The sequence below is a fragment of the Clostridium gasigenes genome, from assembly GCF_017348895.1.
GTDB classification, from domain to species: Bacteria; Bacillota; Clostridia; order Clostridiales; family Clostridiaceae; genus Clostridium; species Clostridium gasigenes.
This window is the reverse complement of record NZ_CP071376.1, coordinates 1,151,587-1,172,184: the sequence shown is the minus strand read 5'-3', so window position 1 is coordinate 1,172,184 and position 20,598 is coordinate 1,151,587. Positions and strand designations below refer to the sequence as shown.

The 20,598-nt window shown below is 29.6% G+C and carries 17 protein-coding genes; 14 read left to right on the top strand and 3 right to left on the bottom strand.

Features of this window, described 5'->3' with window-relative positions:
- The first annotated feature begins 289 nt into the window (after nucleotides 1–289).
- From J1C67_RS05750 to carB, 5 genes are all read left to right on the top strand, one after another.
- Entirely contained in the window at nucleotides 290–766 is a 477-nt protein-coding gene (locus J1C67_RS05750; RefSeq protein WP_167867001.1) for a GNAT family N-acetyltransferase, read from the top strand.
- A 103-nt stretch (nucleotides 767–869) separates the two neighbouring features.
- On the top strand, nucleotides 870–1,655 hold the full coding sequence (locus tag J1C67_RS05745; RefSeq protein WP_089969728.1) for an SDR family NAD(P)-dependent oxidoreductase: 786 nt from the start codon (nucleotides 870–872) through the stop codon (nucleotides 1,653–1,655).
- 79 nt (nucleotides 1,656–1,734) lie between these two features.
- The gene (locus tag J1C67_RS05740; protein WP_089969731.1) at nucleotides 1,735–2,007 is read left to right on the top strand and encodes a hypothetical protein; all 273 of its coding nucleotides are present in this window, start codon (nucleotides 1,735–1,737) and stop codon (nucleotides 2,005–2,007) included.
- Nucleotides 2,008–2,623: 616 nt separating this feature from the next.
- Complete coding sequence (locus tag J1C67_RS05735; protein WP_167867002.1) at nucleotides 2,624–3,673, top strand: carbamoyl phosphate synthase small subunit; 1,050 nt, start codon at nucleotides 2,624–2,626, stop codon at nucleotides 3,671–3,673.
- A 13-nt stretch (nucleotides 3,674–3,686) separates the two neighbouring features.
- Nucleotides 3,687–6,893 carry a carbamoyl-phosphate synthase large subunit gene (gene carB, locus J1C67_RS05730; protein ID WP_167867003.1) on the top strand — a complete coding sequence of 1,069 codons (3,207 nt, stop codon included), beginning with the start codon at nucleotides 3,687–3,689 and terminating at the stop codon, nucleotides 6,891–6,893.
- Between the two features lie 145 nt (nucleotides 6,894–7,038).
- On the opposite strand, the gene J1C67_RS05725 is transcribed toward carB, so the two are convergent.
- On the bottom strand, nucleotides 7,039–7,635 hold the full coding sequence (locus tag J1C67_RS05725) for a hypothetical protein (protein WP_207253562.1): 597 nt from the start codon (nucleotides 7,633–7,635) through the stop codon (nucleotides 7,039–7,041).
- Nucleotides 7,636–7,819: 184 nt separating this feature from the next.
- Here J1C67_RS05725 and J1C67_RS05720 point away from each other — a divergent pair, with 184 nt between their 5' ends.
- Nucleotides 7,820–8,110 carry a hypothetical protein gene (locus J1C67_RS05720; RefSeq protein WP_167867004.1) on the top strand — a complete coding sequence of 97 codons (291 nt, stop codon included), beginning with the start codon at nucleotides 7,820–7,822 and terminating at the stop codon, nucleotides 8,108–8,110.
- A 40-nt stretch (nucleotides 8,111–8,150) separates the two neighbouring features.
- Here J1C67_RS05720 and J1C67_RS05715 read toward each other — a convergent pair whose 3' ends face one another.
- Both J1C67_RS05715 and J1C67_RS05710 read right to left on the bottom strand, forming a co-directional pair.
- Entirely contained in the window at nucleotides 8,151–10,049 is a 1,899-nt protein-coding gene (locus tag J1C67_RS05715) for a glutamine synthetase (protein WP_167867005.1), read from the bottom strand.
- Between the two features lie 196 nt (nucleotides 10,050–10,245).
- Nucleotides 10,246–12,003 carry a MutS-related protein gene (locus tag J1C67_RS05710; RefSeq protein WP_167867006.1) on the bottom strand — a complete coding sequence of 586 codons (1,758 nt, stop codon included), beginning with the start codon at nucleotides 12,001–12,003 and terminating at the stop codon, nucleotides 10,246–10,248.
- A gap of 224 nt (nucleotides 12,004–12,227) precedes the next feature.
- Here J1C67_RS05710 and murI point away from each other — a divergent pair, with 224 nt between their 5' ends.
- From murI to J1C67_RS05670, 8 genes are all read left to right on the top strand, one after another.
- On the top strand, nucleotides 12,228–13,004 hold the full coding sequence (gene murI / locus J1C67_RS05705; protein ID WP_089969747.1) for a glutamate racemase: 777 nt from the start codon (nucleotides 12,228–12,230) through the stop codon (nucleotides 13,002–13,004).
- A gap of 166 nt (nucleotides 13,005–13,170) precedes the next feature.
- Nucleotides 13,171–13,440 (top strand): STAS-like domain-containing protein, encoded by a 270-nt coding sequence (locus J1C67_RS05700; protein WP_167867007.1) that lies wholly within the window; start codon nucleotides 13,171–13,173, stop codon nucleotides 13,438–13,440.
- 262 nt (nucleotides 13,441–13,702) lie between these two features.
- Nucleotides 13,703–14,227, top strand: coding sequence for a peptidylprolyl isomerase (locus tag J1C67_RS05695; protein WP_167867008.1), 525 nt, complete (start codon nucleotides 13,703–13,705; stop codon nucleotides 14,225–14,227).
- A 22-nt stretch (nucleotides 14,228–14,249) separates the two neighbouring features.
- A complete protein-coding gene (locus J1C67_RS05690) occupies nucleotides 14,250–14,618 on the top strand; it encodes a DUF3783 domain-containing protein (protein WP_089969758.1) in 369 nt (122 codons plus the stop codon).
- Nucleotide 14,619: 1 nt separating this feature from the next.
- The gene (locus J1C67_RS05685; RefSeq protein WP_167867009.1) at nucleotides 14,620–15,300 is read left to right on the top strand and encodes a S24 family peptidase; all 681 of its coding nucleotides are present in this window, start codon (nucleotides 14,620–14,622) and stop codon (nucleotides 15,298–15,300) included.
- Nucleotides 15,301–15,424: 124 nt separating this feature from the next.
- Complete coding sequence (locus tag J1C67_RS05680) at nucleotides 15,425–17,233, top strand: S8 family serine peptidase (protein ID WP_244980266.1); 1,809 nt, start codon at nucleotides 15,425–15,427, stop codon at nucleotides 17,231–17,233.
- A gap of 66 nt (nucleotides 17,234–17,299) precedes the next feature.
- Nucleotides 17,300–18,619, top strand: a complete 1,320-nt coding sequence (locus tag J1C67_RS05675) for a peptidoglycan-binding domain-containing protein (RefSeq protein ID WP_167867010.1) — start codon at nucleotides 17,300–17,302, stop codon at nucleotides 18,617–18,619.
- A gap of 162 nt (nucleotides 18,620–18,781) precedes the next feature.
- Nucleotides 18,782–20,548 carry a heme NO-binding domain-containing protein gene (locus tag J1C67_RS05670; protein ID WP_167867011.1) on the top strand — a complete coding sequence of 589 codons (1,767 nt, stop codon included), beginning with the start codon at nucleotides 18,782–18,784 and terminating at the stop codon, nucleotides 20,546–20,548.
- Nucleotides 20,549–20,598: the final 50 nt, after the last annotated feature.

Sequence of the window (20,598 nt, the reverse complement as noted above, 5' to 3'; positions counted from 1 at the left end):
CATGATAAAGGTTATATAGCAAATTATACAATAAAATTTAGTAATATTAATAATAGTCCACCTAAAATTAAAGCTATTGAGCTTAATGCAAAGGATGCAAAATACTTTTTTGAAAGAAAATTACAAAATAAAGACAAAATTTAGGACTATGAAAGAAAATAGACTAGAATTTAGCTAGTTATTTTTTGAAAGAGTATTTATTTCTGTGAATATATAAATAAGTATAGTTATATATTTCTTTACAATATATAATAAAAGAAAGATTATAGGTAACCTAGGGAGGGATAAAATGAATATTGATACAAGTAAATTAAGATTTAAAACAGACGGTTTCTATGAGTTAACTCATGATGATATTTATGAAATGGCAAAAGTAAGATATGAGGTTTTTGCTTGTGAACAAGAAATAACATGTGAAAATGATTTTGATGATAAAGATAAGATATGCAAGCATACTCTTGTATATTATGAAGATAAATTAGTGGGGTATTGTAGAATTCTACCAGCAGGATTAGCCTATGAAAAGCCATCAATAGGAAGAGTACTTGTTTTAAAAGAGTTTAGAAAAAATTACATAGCACAAGAAATGATGAAAAAAAGTACTGATTTTGTAAGAGAACATTGGATGGAAAATGAAATAATACTTTCTTCTCAGCTTTATGCAAAGAGACTATATGAAGCAGTAGGATTTGAAGTTATTTCTGATGTTTATGATGAAGCGGGAATTCCTCATGTGAAAATGAGTTTAGACATCTCTAAAAACTAAAACATTTAGGGTTTTGAAAAAATAAACAAAGGGTTGGAATTGTTCAACTTTAAGAGATATGTTAAACTTATCATAGGTTAATAGTTATTTTGGGGGGCAAGATATGAGCAAATCTGAAAGTAGAAGCCATGTTTTAATAACAGGGGCTACTGCTGGTATTGGATATGAATTAGCAAAATTGTTTGCAATGGATGGTCATAATCTAATACTTATTGCAAGGGATAAAGAAAAATTAAAAGAAGTAAAGAAGCATCTTGAAATATATAATATAAATGTGGATATATTATCTGTAGATTTATCTGTGGATAGTTCTTGTGAACAAGTCTTTGCTTTTGTGGATAAAAAAAATCTAACTGTGGATATTTTAATAAATAATGCAGGGGTAGGTTCTTTTGGTGATTTTTCTAGTATTCCTATGAAAAAAGAGTTAGCGTTAATAGATATTAATATAAGAGCATTAACTGAATTAACAAAACATTTTTTATATAAAATGGTTGAAAATGAAAATGGTACTATAATGAATGTAGCAAGTACAGCAGCATTTTGCGCAGGTCCAAGAATGGCAACATATTATGCATCAAAAGCTTATGTTTTAAATTTGACTGAAGCATTAAATGAAGAAGTTAAAAATAAAGGGGTTAAAGTAAGTTGTCTTTGTCCAGGAGCTGTGAACACTGGATTTCAAAATAAAGCTGGAATAAAAAAGAATGAAAATGCAAAGAAAAATATTATGTCAGCTAAAAAAGTTGCACAAATAGCATATAGAGATTTAGAAAAAGGAAAAACAATAATAATTCCAGGATTTAAGAACAAGATATTAGTAATTGTAAATAAATTTTTGCCAAGAGTAATATCAAGAAAAATAATTTTTAAAATTAACAATGGATAGATTTAGAACAAAGGATAAATTTTAATAGAAGTAAAAAACTAAAATTAAAAATATAAACTAGTGAATTCGGGAGAATAGGATGATAAATAATAATAATAATAAATTTTTAGATGTATATACTACTTTAATAGACAATGGAGTTAGATTTTATTATAGTGATAATGATATGTATTTAGGTGAAGTTACAAGCCTAGAGATAACTGAAGATAATAAATTAGAAATGCAAATAGAATTTGATGAGAGACATATAATAGAAATAGAAGATTTTTTACATAACCATACAAAGGAAAATATAAATTATTATGATTGGGAAAGCGTAAGGCTTTTTGATGATTTATTAAAAGAGGCATAACAAATAAAACAGAGAGTTGATATTTATCAACTCTCTGTTTTTGTTATATCGGAAAATGAACAAAATCTATTAATATACATGGAATAGAATAAAGTTTGTATATTTATGCAATAAAGCTTTCAAATATTGCATAAATGTATTATAATATACAGTATACAAAAAAAACTATTCTGAATATGATCAGTGTGCAGTAGTTACTAATACTATAGGATATATAAACCAATTATATTATTTAAAAAAACTCTATAATATAGATTTGTATATATATACAAATTGAAACAATAAGAATTAATAAATTTTGTTGACAGAATTTAATAAAAAATATAGAATGTTATAAAAGATAAATAAAATTAATAAAAATAAAAAAAAGTACACTTTAAATTGGTTCTGTGAGACCAGAAAGGAGTATGTAATTATGTTATACCTAAATTTAAATAATAACTGCATAGCTACGTCATTAAAGGCGTTTTCTAACACTGATAAATATATAAGGATAGTAAGGAGAATACTAAAATAGTAATCTCCTTAGTATCCTTTTCTTTTACAAAAAAATCAGTAAGGCTTTTGAACCAGTGTATTTTTAGTAATTGTATATATATTAAAGGGAGGGCTAATTATGAAAGCAAAGCTTATATTAGAAAATGGAATGATATTTGAAGGCACAGCCTTTGGACACTTAAAAGATAGTGTTGGAGAGGTTGTATTTACAACAGGAATGACAGGTTATCAAGAGGTTTTAACAGACCCATCATATTATGGACAGATAGTAACTATGACTTATCCTCTAATTGGAAACTACGGAATAAACTTAGAGGATATGGAATCAGATTCACCAAAGGTTAGAGGATTTATAGTAAGAGAAAAATGTAATTTTCCAAATAACTTTAGATGTGAAATGGATCTAGAAGATTTTCTGAAACAAAATAAGATAATTGGATTAGAAGGAATAGATACTAGAGCATTAACAAAGGTTTTAAGAAATCATGGAACAATGAAAGGAATAATAACTTTAGAAGCACATTCTTTAGAAGAGGTGCAGGATAGAGTAAAGGCCTTTTCAAATAAAGAAGCAGTAAGCATAGTATCAACAAAGAAAGCTTATACAATAGAAGGTTCTGGAAAGCATGTTGCAATAATGGACTTTGGAATAAAAGAAAATATAATAAGAAACTTCAAAAAGAGAGATTGTAAATTAACAGTGTTCCCAATGACTGCGACAGCAAAAGAAATTTTAGAGGTTAACCCAGATTTAGTGTTTTTATCAAATGGACCTGGGGATCCAGAAGATTTAACTGAGGTAATAGAAAATATTAAAAAAATAGTTGGAGTAAAGCCTATAGTAGGAATATGTTTAGGTCACCAATTATTAGCATTAACTCTAGGTGGAAAAACTGCTAAATTAAAGTTTGGACATAGAGGATGCAATCACCCAGTTAAAGATTTAGAAGAAAATAAGGTTCACATTACATCACAAAATCATGGATATGTAGTAGAAACACTGCCACAAGATGTTGTAGCAACACACTTAAACATAAATGATGGAACAATAGAAGGTATGAAGCATAGCAAATTACCAATATTCTCAGTTCAATTTCATCCAGAGGCTGCAGCGGGTCCAAGAGATAGTGAATATATATTTGATAAATTTATGAAATACGCATTATAGGAGGGTTTTACAAATGCCATTAAATAAAGATATAAAAAAAGTTTTAGTTATAGGGTCAGGTCCAATTGTTATAGGTCAAGCAGCAGAGTTTGATTATTCAGGAACACAAGCATGTCAGGCGTTAAAAGAAGAAGGTGTTGAGGTTATACTTGTAAACTCAAACCCAGCGACTATAATGACAGATGCAGAAACAGCAGATAAGGTTTATATAGAACCATTAACAATAGAGTTTTTAGAAAAAGTTATTGCAAAAGAAAGACCAGATAGTTTAATTGCAGGAATGGGTGGTCAAACAGGACTTAACCTTTCAGTGGAATTACATGATGCGGGAATACTTGAAAAGTACAATGTAAAAGTAATAGGGACATCTATCCAATCTATAAAACAGGGGGAAGATAGAGAACTATTTAGAGATATGATGAATGAAATACAAGAACCGGTTATTCAAAGTGAAATCATAACTGAGATTGAAGCTGGTATGAATTATGCAAGCAAGATAGGTTACCCAGTTATAGTAAGACCTGCTTATACATTAGGTGGAACTGGTGGCGGAATTGCTGATAATGAAGAGGAGCTAAGGGAAACACTTGAATCAGGATTACAACTTAGTACAATTGGGCAAATTCTTTTAGAAAAATCAGTTAAAGGATGGAAAGAAGTAGAATACGAAGTAATGAGAGATTCATTTGGGAACTGTATAACTGTATGCAACATGGAAAATATAGATCCAGTTGGAATACATACAGGAGATAGTATAGTTGTTGCTCCATCACAAACTTTATCAGATAAAGAATATCAAATGCTTAGAACTGCATCAATAAACATAATAAATGCAGTAGGAATAGAAGGTGGATGTAACGTTCAATTCGCGCTTCACCCAACATCATTTGAATATGCAGTAATAGAAATTAACCCAAGAGTTTCAAGATCATCAGCGCTTGCATCAAAAGCTACAGGATATCCCATAGCTAAAGTTGGAGCTAAAATATCTTTAGGATATGGATTAGATGAAATAAAAAATGCTGTAACTCAAAAAACATATGCTTGTTTTGAGCCAACATTAGATTATGTAGTAGTTAAAATACCAAAATGGCCATTTGATAAATTCTTCAGTGCAGATAGAGCACTTGGAACAAAAATGATGGCAACTGGTGAAATAATGGCTATAGGTTCAAACTTAGAAGCAGCCTTATTAAAAGGTATTAGAAGTTTAGAAATTAATAAATATTCATTAGACCATCCAAAGTTTAAGGAATTAAGTATTAATGAACTTAAAACTGCAGTTATGAAACCAGATGATGAAAGAATATTTGCTCTTTGTGAAATGATAAGAAGAGATTACAGAATAGAGAGCATAGCTAAAATAACGGGAATAGATATATTCTTCTTAGAAAAGTTTAAATGGATAGTGAATGAAGAAACTAGATTAAAATTAAGTAAAATAGAGGATTTAGATAAAGAATGGCTACATGCATTAAAGAAAAAAGGCTTCTCTGATAAGGCAATAGCGGATATGCTAAAGGTTACACCAGATGATGTATATAGGTTAAGAAACATTTGGAACATTAAACCTTCATACAAAATGGTTGATACTTGTGGGGGAGAGTTTGAAGCGTTATCACCATATTACTACTCAACTTACGAACAATATGATGAAGTAGAGGTATCTGATAAGAAAAAGGTTATAGTTATAGGATCAGGTCCTATAAGAATAGGCCAAGGGATTGAATTTGATTATGCTTCAGTTCATTGTGTTAGATCTTTAAAGGGTATGGGAATTGAAACAATTATAATAAATAATAATCCAGAAACAGTAAGTACAGATTTTAATATATCAGATAAGTTATACTTTGAACCATTAACAGAAGAAGATGTATTTAATATTATAGAAAAGGAAAAACCAGATGGTGTAATACTTCAGTTTGGTGGTCAAACAGCTATAAAACTTGCTAACTTCTTAAAAGAGAAAGGAATAAAAACTCTAGGAACAACAGCGGATCAAATAGATTTGGCTGAAAATAGAGAAAAATTTGATGCTCTATTAGAAGAACTTGGAATAGATAGACCTAAAGGCAAGGGTGTTTGGACATTAGAGCAAGGGTTAGAAGAAGCAAGAAAGTTAACATTCCCAGTATTAGTTAGACCTTCATATGTACTTGGTGGTCAAGGCATGGAAATAACTTATGATGAAGAGGAGTTAACATACTACCTAAAAAATGCATTTGTAAAAGATAAGAAAAATCCAATACTTATAGATAAGTATTTAATGGGTAGAGAAATAGAAGTAGATGCAATATCGGATGGAGAAAATATTTTAATACCAGGAATAATGGAACATTTAGAAAGAGCTGGAGTTCACTCAGGAGATTCAGTAACAATGTATCCAAGTCAAAATGTAAGTGATGACATGAAAGCTAGGGTGTTAGATTATACTAAAAAATTAGCATTAGCTATAGGAATAAAAGGAATGATAAACATTCAGTTTATTGAGTTTGAAGGAGCGCTTTATGTAATAGAAGTTAACCCAAGAGCATCAAGAACAGTTCCATATATAAGCAAAGTAAGTAAAGTTCCAATAGTTGATTTAGCTACAAAATGTATGCTAGGACATAAGCTTAAAGATTTAGGTTATGGAGTAGATGTTTACAAAGAACCAAAATTAATATCAGTTAAAGTGCCTGTATTCTCAACTCAAAAACTTCCGAATGTTGAAATATCATTAGGACCAGAAATGAGATCGACAGGAGAAGTTTTAGGAATAGGTAGAACTCTTAACGAAGCACTTTATAAAGGCTTTGTAGGCGCTAGCATGTATCCAGGAACTGATAAGGGTAAAATACTAGCAACAGTTAATAAGCATGATAAGGAAGCCTTTTTACCAATAGCAAAAGCATTATCAGAAGTTGGATATAAATTTATTGCCACATCAGGAACAGCTAAGCTTTTAAGAGATGCTGGAATAGAAACAGAAGAAGTAAGGAAATTAAATGAAGAAAAACCAAATATCTTAGATGTAGTTAAAAGTAAAGGCGTTGATTTAGTAATAAACACACCTACTAAAGGAAATGACTCTAAGAGAGATGGATTCTTAATAAGAAGAGCAGCTGTAGAAAGAAACATATGTGTAATAACATCATTAGATACACTAAAAGCTGTTGCAGATGTTAAAACTGAACAAGTAGAAAAGAAAGATTTAGAAATATTTGATATAACACAATAATAAGATATTTTTGAAAATGACTAAAATAAATCAGCTGCACACTAATTTGTGTGCAGCTGATTTTTTTATGTTAGAAGATTTATCAGTAAAAAGGTTATTGATAAATCTCCTAGAGGGAGTATATTTGTTATAAAATATGCATAGGTTACGGAGCCGGTGTAGCTTGTGGCGTTGGAGTTGGTTGAGGTGTTGGCGCCGGCTCTGGAGTTGGAACTGGTTGAGGCGTTGGTACTGGCTCTGGAACTGGAACCGGAACTGGAGTTGGTTCCGGAGTTGGTTGCGGAGTTGGCACCGGTTGAGGCGTTGGCATTGGTTGAGGAGCTGGTTCCGGAGTCGGAGCTGGAGTTGCTTCCGGAGTTGGAACTGGCTTGGATGGCTTCCAGTTAGTAGATGAATCATCTTCTGGATATAAATTTTGTTGTGAAGGAACATTATTAACTCCTGGGTTTTCCGGTTTTACAGGAACATCATTAGTAATAGGTTTTTCTATAACTTCAGTATCTACTGTAGTTATAGGCGTAGATTTATTATCCTTATCTTTATCCTTATCTTTATCTTTATCCGTATTATCTTCATCCTTATCTTTCTTATCAGTTTCTGTAATTAAATTAGTAATGTTTTTAGCTTGAGCTTTTGTTTGAACTATTTCTAGTGAAAAAACAACTACTAATGAAGATATTAAAATTATTATAAGTCCATTTTCAATGTTAAACTTCTTACTTGTTCTTAGCTTTTTTTTCAAAATTTACTCATCCTTTCGTAAGTGGAATAATAGTCTTATAGTGTAAAATTCTATAAAATTAGACAAAATCCTTTTATATAATACAAAAAAATAAAAAATAATCTATTGACATAGAACAAATGTTTGGATAATATATAAAATATGAATTAGAACATTTGTTCGCACTAGTTTTGGAGGGGTAAAAATGAGAGTTAACAATGATATTTTTGTAAAGTTAAATTATAAAACTATAGGAGAATTTAAGAGCTTAATAATAGATAGAGATTTGGGTTGCAATGAAGTAAATAAATATATGATGTGTGCAGGTAATTATAATAAGGATGGATGGACATTTGTATTTAAGGCAAATAGTGTAAAAGAAGCTGAGAAATTGATAAACAATGATAGGTTTTCAGAAAAAAAATCATATAAAGGTCAAGATAATAAAATAATAGGTGAAAAAATATATAGGAATAAAAAATTAAGGATAAATTAGAAATTAATCTAATTTATCCTTAAGGAATGTTAAAAACTTATTAATAAATATCTATTAAATTTCTTTTATAATCAGAATATAATCTTCTAAGTTTACTCATTTTATCATCAAGTTCAAGACATAATCTTGATGCATCAGAATAATCCTCTTTAACTAAGGATTCTCGAACTCTAGTGAATAAACTATTAGTAGCATAAGTATCCTTCATTATATAATGTCTTAAATCATTAATTTTCATCCATGTTGAAACATCTAAATCAAGGGCTGTAGGGCCGTGTAAAATTTTAAACGTTCTTATTTCATGCATGTAATTAGAAATTACTCTACTTGAAATTTCAGTAGTCCATCTTTGAATCACAGCTAATTTAAAGCTATTAATAAGAACATCATTAAATACATTATTTCTTTTCAAAACATTAAGTTTTTTTGGATATTTATCTAGTTGAACTAAATTTTCATAAACAGTTGACGGTGCTTTTCCGAAATACTTATTTCTTTCATCATCAGAGAAAAATTCAAAAACATCTTCTTCGGTTCTATAAGCTCTAGTTTTTTCTAAATAATCAGCACTTTCACCAGATTTTTTTGATAATTCTGCTAGAAGTTGTTCCTCAGTTTTGTTATTTTCTAATGCATAAAGTATTCCATCTAACATAGACATGTAAGAAACTGCAATAGCTAAGTAGATATTTGTATGAGGGTTAGGTGATCTAAGCTCAAATCTAGTAGCTAATGGATTTTGTAAATCACGTATAAGACCTATTAATACAGTTCTATTTCTTGATGGGTTATCAGGACTTAAGCCAAGAGAAGTAACTACACAAATAGGTGCTTCAAATCCAGGTTTTAGCCTTTTAAGGGCATTATTAGTTGAAGAAATAAAAGGATTCATAACTTCGTAATTTTTAAGCATACCCATAATTGCACCATAACCAATACAACTTAAGAAGTCATCCTTTGTAGCTTGGAATAAGTTGATTCTTTTTCCGTTAGTAAGTTTTAAGCTAACACCTAAATGTATATGCATACCAGATCCTGCAACGCAATCGATAGGTTTAGCCATAAATGTTACATCTAGTCCATTTCTTCTGAAAGTTTCTTGAACAAGATTTTTAATAAAGAGTTCATTATCAGCAGCTTGAATAGCATCAGAATATTTCCAATCTATTTCAAGTTGTTCCATTACATGATCAAATTGACCACTAGTATCTAATTTAGCTTTAACTCCACCAACTTCTTTATGTCCCATTTCCGGTTCAAATCCATAAGCATCCATTAATAATAAACTTTCTTCTAAAGCAGTTCTAACAGAACCTTTAGTTTTTGTCCAATAATGCTCATGTAAAACTTCTGAAGTTGATAACTCCTCAATTGAAGCTATATTATTTGGAGTTTTAACCCAAAATTCAAGCTCTGATGCAGATGTTATAACTATTTGATCAATTTCATCAAAAGTTATTCCGAAAGATTTTAGAGTTTCTGGTTTGTTTTTAAATACTTTTAAAAGGTTAGTTTTAAAAGTATCGATTGAGGCAGTTAAAATATTTCTAGAACATACTGGTTTGTTATTATGAAGTAAGAAAGATGGTATTCTTAAAGTACCAACTGGATTTTGTGTTAAAGGATCTATGTGATCATAGTTATAATCTACAAACCAATTACAATTAAGATCTGTAATCATATCTACCTTAGCATCATTTAATGTTGCTATCCCTGGTAATACAACTGAAGAACCATCCGTTTGAATTGCAACACCATGAAGGAATGACTGGATATCATCTAAAAATACTTTCACAGGTATTTTTTCATCAGTATCATTTCCAGACAAGTCAATGCCTACAAAAGAAACAAATTTTATTTCGGAATGATTAGTAAAAATCTCAATTAAAGCTTTTTCATTATGATTAGAACTTGGAATTGTATAAATTAATTTACTCATAAATTACTTTCTTACAATGTAAATTGCAAGAAATTAGTCACATCCTTTCTATAATTATCGAACAATAAAAAAATAAAATCAAAAATTGTTCGTGAATTTTAATTCTAAGGAAATTTTATTATATACAGTATATCATGTCAACTACTTTATCCCAAATTATTAATAATAAAGAAGGAATCATGATTTAAGGAAGCCGTTATTTATTTCCTATATGAATGCTGTTTAGGGCATTATCAATTATCTCTTTAGGATATCCCAGAAAATCTAATAACTTTAAAGCATTACCAGAATGACAAATACCTTCTTTAAGCTTAAAGTCAAAAGTTAAGCCTTGAGTTTTGTCTACATCTTCACAGAAATAATAACATAAATAATTATTATTGCAGGTTTCTGCAAGTTCTAAATCGTGGGTAGCAACTATTGCTAAAGCATTTCTATCCATTATATATCTAAGAATTTCTTTAGATGAAGCAATTCTCTCAAGTGGATTAGTTCCTTTGAATATTTCATCAATAATACAAAATGAAGGTATTTCTTCCTCAATGGAATTTAATATTCTAAGTAAGGAATTACATTCTCCAAGATAATAACTTTTACCTTGAGTAACATCATCTGCAATACTTAAGGAAGATAATATTCTAAAGAATGAGCCTGTATATTCACTGCAAAGTGATGTATATATAGTTTGAGATAGTAATATATTCGTACCGATAGTTCTCATAAAGGTAGATTTACCAGACATATTAGAACCTGTTAAAACAATACCTCGTTTATTAAGTTCAATACTATTTGGAACACCATCCAATATTAATGGATGAAGAGCATCATTAAGTTTTAGATATTTATCTCTATCAATAAAATTTGGATAAGTATAATCATCAAGACGTTCTCTATAAGAAGCTATAGATATATAAGCATCAATTTTACCTACTAATGAATAGATTTTTATTAAAGCTTCACGATTATCTTTAATAGTGTCAACAAGTGAATAGTAGCATCTGATTTTAGCAAGTAATATTATTTTTATATATTCTAATACAGCATCTGCAGCATCATTATCTGCAACAAAAAATGTTTTTTTATCTATATTTTTAACAGGTTCTAGTAAAGTTTTTAATTCTGATAATTCATCAGATAACTCTTCACACTTAATTTTGGATAGTTTTTTAGCTGAGGATATTAAGGTTCCTAAATAGCCAATAGATGTAACTTCATCTTCTATTTCTGTTGAGGACTTATTGTGTATAAATTGGTACACTAAAAATAATGGAAGAATAAAGAGTAATCCTTTAATACCTATAAATACAATAGATACTAATGATATAAGACCTATAGAACCTAAGATGTTAAAGGTTAATTTAGCAGATTTAGAAACAACTTTCTTGGTGTTAAATAAATTAAATATATCACCTTTATATTGTTTACCAATTCCAGTAATAATAACCTGAAGTTCACTTCTAATGTCGTTATTACTACTTAAAAACTCTAATATATTATTTCTGGATATTAACTCTTCTTTATTTAATTTAGGAGTTCTAAGAATATAATATAACATTTGTTCGCCAGGGCTAGATGTACATATATTTATAGATTCAAATATATCATCTATATTTAAATCACTAGCTGTTTGATCATCTATATTTGAAAAGTTTTTCTCTTTAAGAAATTCTGGACCATATTCTTTATAAAGTTTATCGACTTTATTTAAATCAACAGTATTATCATAGGTATGAGGCCAACGTGACTTCAAATAATCCATATCAGAAAATAGTTTGAATTTAGAATAAGATTTGAAAGCAATAATAATTAAGGCTACTAAAATAACTATTCCTACTTGCAGAAATATAGCACTATACAGTGTATATAACTTGTAGGATATATAGATATCAAAAGCACATAAAAGTGAAATCAGATATGTAAGTAGTTTATAAAATAGTTTAGTATCTTTGTTCATAAGGACCTCCTAGAATATTATGAAAATTATTTAGATAAATATAGCATTAATAACTATAAAAGTAAATGAATAACCTGTTAAATGAGTTAGGAATATACTTTTATAAGTGGCTTTTTTAGTTGTTTATAAAGTATATTTAATCACTACAATAGTAATTTATATGGATTTATATTAAATAAAGGTATAAAATAATATTAGAATTAAAGAAAATGGAGTGATATGGTTTGGATAAGAAAAATATGCCTATTGGTTTTTTTGATTCGGGAGTTGGCGGCCTTAGTGTTATGAAGAGAGCTATAGAAATAATGCCAAGTGAGGATTATATATATTTTGGAGATTCGAAAAATGCACCTTATGGAGTTAAATCTGTAAAAGAAGTTAGGGATTTAACCTTTAATGCTGTAGAGTTTCTACTTAGCAAGGGGGTAAAGGGGATTGCAGTAGCTTGCAATACGGCTACAAGTGCAGCTGTTGCTGAGTTAAGAGTAGTTTATCCAATGCTTCCATTAGTAGGTATAGAGCCTGCGTTAAAACCTGCAGTAGAACTTAATAAGTGTGGGAGTATACTAATAATGGCTACGCCTATGACGTTAAGAGAGAAAAAGTTTAGTGCATTAATGGAGACTTATAGAGAAAAAGCCAAAATAGTTCCTGTTCCTTGTGAAGGCCTTGTAGAATTTATAGAGCGAGGGATATTAGAAGGTAAAGATTTAGAAGAATATTTATTTAATAAAATAAATACATATAATGAAGAAAAAATAGGGGTAATAGTTTTAGGTTGCACACATTATCCTTTTATAAAGAGGGCATTAAGTAAAGTGGTGGGAGACAGTGTAGAAATAGTAGATGGAGCTCTTGGAACTGTAAAGGAATTAAGAAGGAGATTACTAGAAAAAAATCTTTTAACAGATAGAGAAAATGGTGGGAAGATAGAGATATATAATTCTGGTGAAAAGGAAGAGTTTATACACTTGAGTAGAAAATTAATAGACATTAAATAGAACTAGGTATTAAGAGGTGGTTATCCATCTCTTTTTTTGTTACTAATAATATAAAAATAAAGTAAAGAAAACTTTGTTAAATCATTGACAAAAAAATAGGAAATAGTATAATATATATTAGATAGAATTTTCAGATAATTCAAAAAAAGGGTTTGGAGGAGTATATATGGATATAAAAGTTAGAAATATTTTAGGGGAAAATATTTCCATAGAAGATGCGATTTTATTAAGAGAAATAGTAAGAACTAACATTAATATAGGTGTTACAATTGATTTTGAAGGCTTTGAAAAAATTTCTTCGGTTTTCTTAAATTGTTTATTAAGTGATTTAATTAATAAATTTGGAAGAGAATATATTTTTAAACAAGTTAATGTTAAAAATTTATCGAATTATACAGATTTTTCAAGAGTTGTACTGGGAACAACATTTCAGTAAGGCGCTTGAAAAAAAAGACTAGTTATTTTTTGACTCTCTAAAGCATAGTTAATACTATGCTTTTTTTAGTCTATACGATATAATTACCCTTAGATATAAAATTATTAAGGCATTTGAAAAAAATAAAAAGTCAATGTGAGGTGTATATTTTTGAGTATGTCTTAATAAATATGATAATAATAACTAATAGATGCAAGGCATATTAAAATAAAGATATTATTAGTTATTTTAATGTGCTTATAATGAAAGGAGATTTTATATTATGACAAATCCAATAGTAACATTTGAACTTGAAAATGGAGGGGTAATAAAAGCAGAATTATACCCGGAGGTTGCTCCAAATACAGTAAACAACTTTATAGATTTAATAAACAAAGGATTTTATGACGGAATAATATTTCATAGAGTAATTCCAGGCTTTATGATTCAAGGTGGATGCCCAGAAGGAACAGGAATGGGTGGACCTGGATATGGAATTAAAGGGGAGTTCTCAAGAAACGGTTTTAAAAATGATTTGAAACATACTAAAGGAGTCTTATCAATGGCTAGAACTAACGTGCCAGATTCAGCAGGTAGCCAATTTTTCTTAATGGTAGCAGATTCTCCACATCTAGATGCACAATATGCAGGTTTTGGTAAAGTTATAGAAGGAATAGAGGCTGTTGATAAAATAGTTAGTACTAAAACAGATCGTAATGATAAACCATACGAAGATCAAAAAATTATGAAAGTAACAGTAGATACTTTTGGTATCACATATAGTGCACCAAAAACTCACGCTGAATAAGTTATATTTGGGAGTGAAGTAAATGCTTGATAATAATAAGTGTATATTAGCTTATAATTTTCCGGAATTTGAATTGAATATTTTAAAAAATGGGAATATAAAAGTAATTGAAGTTTCTTCTGAAATGATTGAGATGACAATTGAAGATATACTAGGTGGATTAAGATTTAAAAAATTTAATCCAAGTCCCATTAAAGAAAAGACGATTTTATTTAATAACTTTACAGATGATGAATTACAACCACATATTAAAGTGATAAGGCAAAAAATTAAGGGTGGATTGCTAGCTGTAGTAACACCTACAACAATTGATTGGAAGTTTAGTTATTTAGTAGAGCATTTAATAGAAGAAAGAGAATGGTTTTTAAACCAGCAGAAGGGAAGAAGTTAAATTGAGTAGAGTTGGGGAAAAAATTAAAGAAGCAAGGCTTAAAATTGGAATGACACAAAAGGCTTTAGGTAAGAAGCTTGGAGTTGCAGACAAATATATAAATGATGTGGAGTTAGGTAGAAAAGTTGCTCTAGAATCATTTATTGATAAAGCAGCTAAAATACTTAAAACTGATTTAAATGATATTAGTATGGTTGTTACAGATGAAGCTGTGATTGAAGAAAGAGCAGCTTTTAATGAAACAAAAAATTCAAATAGTAAAAAGAAGATAGAAACAAACGAGGTTTGGAATGAAGCCTTTGCATCAGTTTTAAAAAATGTTCCTATATATGATTATACTTTAAGGAAAGATAAGGGATTTAAAGAATTACCTATACATTCTAATAAGGTAGAAGGATATCCATTGGATAAAGTTTTTTACTTGGAAGTTCAAGATGATGAAATGACAGGTTTTAGAATGTTAAAAGGTGATTTGGTTTTTTCTCATTTAGTTAAAGAAGTCACTAATAATGGAATATTTTTAGTTGATTATAAAGACCAAATAAAAATAAGACAAATAAAAAATTTAGGCAATTCAAAAATTTTACTTGTAAGTAATGGTGGAAGTTTAAATACTGAAACTATGGAAGCAAGAGAAATTCAAGTAATTGCAAAGCTAGAAAGAATAGAGATAAAAATTTAAAAAACGCCCAAAGGCTTTTATTGTTACCTAGAGTGACAATAAAAGTTAATGGGTGTTTTTTTTATGTAAAATATAAAACAAATAAGCAGTTAGTATCATATAGTAATAGTAAAAACATCAGGAGGTGACAATTATAGAAACGAATAGTAGCGATAGTATATTAAATGAAAATAATCAATCGGCAGAAATTTTTTCTAAGGCGTTATTAAGTAAATTAAATATTATCGGTAAAACTGATCAAGTCATAGAAGTTGTGATTATTTCTGGTGAGAGTTCTATTACAATGGGCCAATTCGTGAATAGCTTAGGTGGAACATATGAATATTTAGGCTATGGGTTTGCAGTAGTTAACATAGCTGTTGATAAATTAGGCGAGTTAGCTAAAAATAGAAGTATTCAATATATAGAGATTGCTAAACAGTTATATACTACTGATAGTTCAAGTAATAGAGCAGCTTGTGTGCAGCCGGCTAGAGACACTTTTGGAATTGAAGGGGAAGGCGCGTTAATTGGATTTATAGATTCTGGAATAGATTATACTCATCCTGCATTTATAAATGAAGATGGAACTACAAGAATTGAATATATTTATGATTTAAGTGAAGGTGGAAATATATATAATAAGGAAAAGATAAATGAAGCGTTAAAATCGCCAGATCCATTTTCAATAGTTACTTCATATGATGAAACAGGACATGGGACTCATGTAGCTGGGATTGCTTGTGCTGGAGGGAAAATAAATCCAAATTATTATGGAGTAGCACCAAAAAGCTCAATAATAATGGTGAAAAGTACAAGAGGAGACTTTGCACTTAGTACAAGTATAATGAGGGGTTTAAAATTTTTAGTAGATAAAGGTAATGAATTAAAAATACCTTTAGCAGTTAATATAAGCCTAAGCACCAATGATGGAGCACATAATGGAACAAGTTTATTAGAGCAATATATATCAACAATTGCTACAGTGGAAAGAATAACCATATGTATAGCAGCTGGAAATGAAGGTTCAGCATCACATCATGTTGGAGGAGAGCTTAAAGGTGAAAATAGAATAGCTTTAAATATAGCTGGTGATGAAAAAAATGTAGTAATTAATTTATATAAGGATGTATTACAAGATATATCAATACAAATAATTAATCCTACAGGAGCTGCGAGCGGTTATATTGAAGTTAAAGAAGGATATGTAAATGGAAGTGTTGGCCTAGATAGATATAGACTTCTAAATACTGGCCCTAAGCCTTTTGATATGGTAGGGGAAATAGTATTATCATTAATTACAAATAATCAATATATATCAGCAGGACAATGGCAAATTTTAATAAGAGCAAATAATAACTATAGGGGAATGTTTGATATGTGGTTACCCATATTAGAAGGATTAAACATAGAAACAAAATTTTCTCAACCAACTGTAACAAATACTTTAGGAATCCCAGCAACTGTAAGAAATATAATTGCTGTAGGAAGTTATAATTATATAAATAATAATATATCACCTTTTAGTGGACGTGGTAGACCAACTGTTTTTTGTCCAATAAGACCAGATTTAGTTGCGCCAGGAGAAAATATAATATCGGTTGTACCAAATAGAGGGTTTGATACAAAAACAGGAACATCTATGGCGACACCACATGTTGTAGGGATAGCAGCATTACTTATGGAGTGGGGGCTTGCTAAAAATAATGATCCATTTCTTTTTGGAGAAAGATTAAAATTTTATTTAGTAAGAGGGGCAAACAGAAATAGAACAGATGTTATATATCCAAATGTAAGTTGGGGATATGGTGAAGTTTGTGCATATAACGCTTTTCAAATAGTATCACAGGTAATAAATTCGTTAAAATATTCAAGGAGTGAAAAAATAGTAGACTCTATAAAAACTTATAATGAGTATAATATTGGAAGTTTATTTATAAGGAAGCCAATTTAGGCGTAACAAATTTAAAGTTAAAATCATATGGTTAATATAAGGAGTAATAATAAAGAGGAGTAATCTATGGCAGAAAAAGGAAGGCTAAGAATCCAGTGTTTTAAGGGTGATACTTATATACCTGTTGAGGGAACTAAAATAATTGTAACATCAGAGGGAGTTACTACCGAGGTACAATTAACAACAGATTCAATGGGCGAATCAGAAACTATTGAATTAGAGACACCGCCAATTGAGTATTCACAAAGCCCGGTAGGAAAAGTACCGTATAGTGTACACAATATACGGGTAGAAAGAGATGGCTTTCAAACACTTGTGATAAATGGGTGTCAGGTATTTCCAGAGCAGGTTGCATTACAAGCATGTAATTTAACAGAAGGTGGAAATAGGATGACGAGGGCAGATGTGATAAACATCCAATCTAATGTATTAAACGGTGAGTTTCCAGCAAAAATTCCCGAAAACAGCGATAAACCGTTGCCCCTGCCAACAGGCGGAGTAGTGCTGCCACAGCCGGTAGTACCTGAATATATAATAGTTCACAATGGCGGACCAAATGATACAACCGCAGGTAATTTTACAGTTCCTTATAAGGATTATATAAAGAATGTTGCTTCATGTGAAATATACGCAACCTGGTCAGATAACACTATTAGATCTAATGTGTATGCAATAATATCCTTTACTTTAAATAGAATATATACTGAGTGGTATAGAGGAAAAGGTAAAAATTTTGATATAACAAATTCGACAGCTTATGATCATGCATTTGATTATGGAAGAAATATATTTGACAGTATAAATGTAGTTGTTGATGACATATTCTCAACATACATTAAGAGATTTGGTAGGAAGCAACCACTTTTAACTCAGTATTGTGATGGGAAGAATGTTTCGTGTCCGGGGTGGATGACACAATGGGGAAGTAAATACCTTGGAGATCAAGGAAAAACACCTTATGAAATATTAACTAGTTTTTATGGTAATGATATTGAATTAGTAACAGCAACAAAAGTTAGTGGATCACCTAAGTCTTACCCTGGATATAGCTTAACATTAGGATCCACAGGTCTGGAAGTTAGGACGGTGCAAGAGTATTTGAATAGAATATCAATAAATTATCCATTGATACCAAAATCGGCAGTAGATGGAATTTATGGACAAAGAACGCGAGAAGCAACAACTGTGTTCCAAGGAGTGTTTAATATGCCTAAAACTGGAATTGTAGATTTTGCAACTTGGTATAGAATATCTGATGTATATGTTGGAGTTACAAGAATAGCAGAATTAAGATCATCTATTGGTGAACAAAAAATATTTATACCTCCAAAATCATTTGTTAATGCTCGTGATAATAATATTCCAAGATTTAAATATAGACAATAATACTAAAACAAAACAAGTTTAGTAGCTAAATTTTAAAATAATTAAGGAACAAGAGTTAAATTATGTATTTAATTTAACTCTTGTTATAAAAACTAACATTATATTAGTAAATATGCTAAAATATATTTAAATGGAATATATTACACAAGAGGAGGACTATAAATGAAAGGAACGGTAGTATCTACATGGGTGAAAACCTGTAGAAGTTTATATGGAAAAGAAGTTGTAGAAAAATGCATGAAATCAAGTGGATGGGAGTCAAATCGAGTATTTACGCCTCTAGAGGATGTAAATGATAAAGAAATATTTGGATTTATAGATAAGGTTGCACAATCTGTTGGTAAAAGTTCAAAAGAGTTATGGGGGATTATTGGCGAAAATAATTTGAGAGTATTCTATGAGGATTATCCATTATTTTTTAAGAAAGTAACATTATTTAAATTTTTAAAGGCGTTAAATGATGTACATGCTATTGTAGTTAAGAGAATTAGAGGTGCCAAACCACCTAAGTTAGTATTAGAGCCAATATCAGAAAAAGTAGCATATTTTACATATGTATCAGAAAGAGGATTATTCGAATACTTTCTAGGGCTACTAAGTGGAAGCGCTAAACATTTCAATGAAGTAATAAAAGTGGAAGAAATAAGTAGAGAAAATAATACTTTAAAAGTTAAAATTGAATTTGAAAATTCAATAAAACAAGATAAGAAATTTAGAGTTAATAAAATACTTTCCATATTTGGTATTTCAGATTTAGGAATAAAAGCAGCAATACCGGTTTGTATAGGTTCATTAATAGTTGGAATTCCTTTAGCTGGAGTTGTTAATGGAAGTATAATTTCAATAGTAGCAACATTAATAGCTATGGCTACAGTGAAAGGATTATTAAAACCATTAGAAGAGATAAAGAAGGAAATAATAAATATAAATGAAGACGAAAATATAAATGATAATATACTAACTAATGATGTATTATCTGAAATACACTTAAGCGTATTAGAAAGAAAGGAAGCCATAAGATGTGAATCAGAGGAATTAAAACTTTCAGCAAATGAGCTCGTTGTGTTTATAGAATCTATGTATGACATTACTAAAGAAATGAAGTCTACTACTGTAGAGGTGGGATCATTCTCGTCGCAAGTAGAAAAATTAGCAATAGAACAAGATCAAAGTACTGAAAAGCTAATATTCCAAATTAATGAGAATATAATGGCTTTATATGCTTTAATAGAGTCAGAGAATAAAAATAAAGGTCAGCTTGATATAGCTATCGAAAAAATTAATGAAAGTTATACTAAGGTAGATAAAACAAGTAATAATATAAAAGGATCTTTAAGAGAATTTAATATTGTTAAAGATAATAGTGCAAGCCTGCAAAATAAAGTTAAAGATATTACTCAAATTGTGTCATTAGTTTCAGGAATTGCAAAACAAACAAATCTTTTAGCATTAAATGCATCTATTGAAGCTGCAAGAGCTGGAGACCAAGGAAAAGGATTTTCTATAGTTGCAGATGAAGTGAAAAAGCTTGCAGAGGAATCTGAAAAAGCAGTAAAAGATATAAATGGTAATTTATTAATGTTTATTAGAGAAATAGATGATTTAGCAATAAACATACAAAATCAATATAATGTTCTTGAAAAAGAAACTAATAACTTAGAGAATGTTAGAAAAATTAGTTATGAAGCTAATAATTTAATACAAGTAGTAGCAGAAGAAACTAATGGTAATATAGATCAATTAAACAAAGAAGCTAGTTCTGTTGAAGAAATGTTTAGAAGTATAGATTCATTAGCGGTAATAGCTGTAGAAAATGCAAATACATCTAAAAAAGTAGGAAAAGATATTGATGGGTTCAATAGAGATATAGAATCTATGATTAAAACTCTTGAAAAAATAGGAATTATAGGACAAGGGTTAACTATGTAAGTAATTATATAAAGGATATGATTCAAAGTACACTAGCATAGTGACTTGCT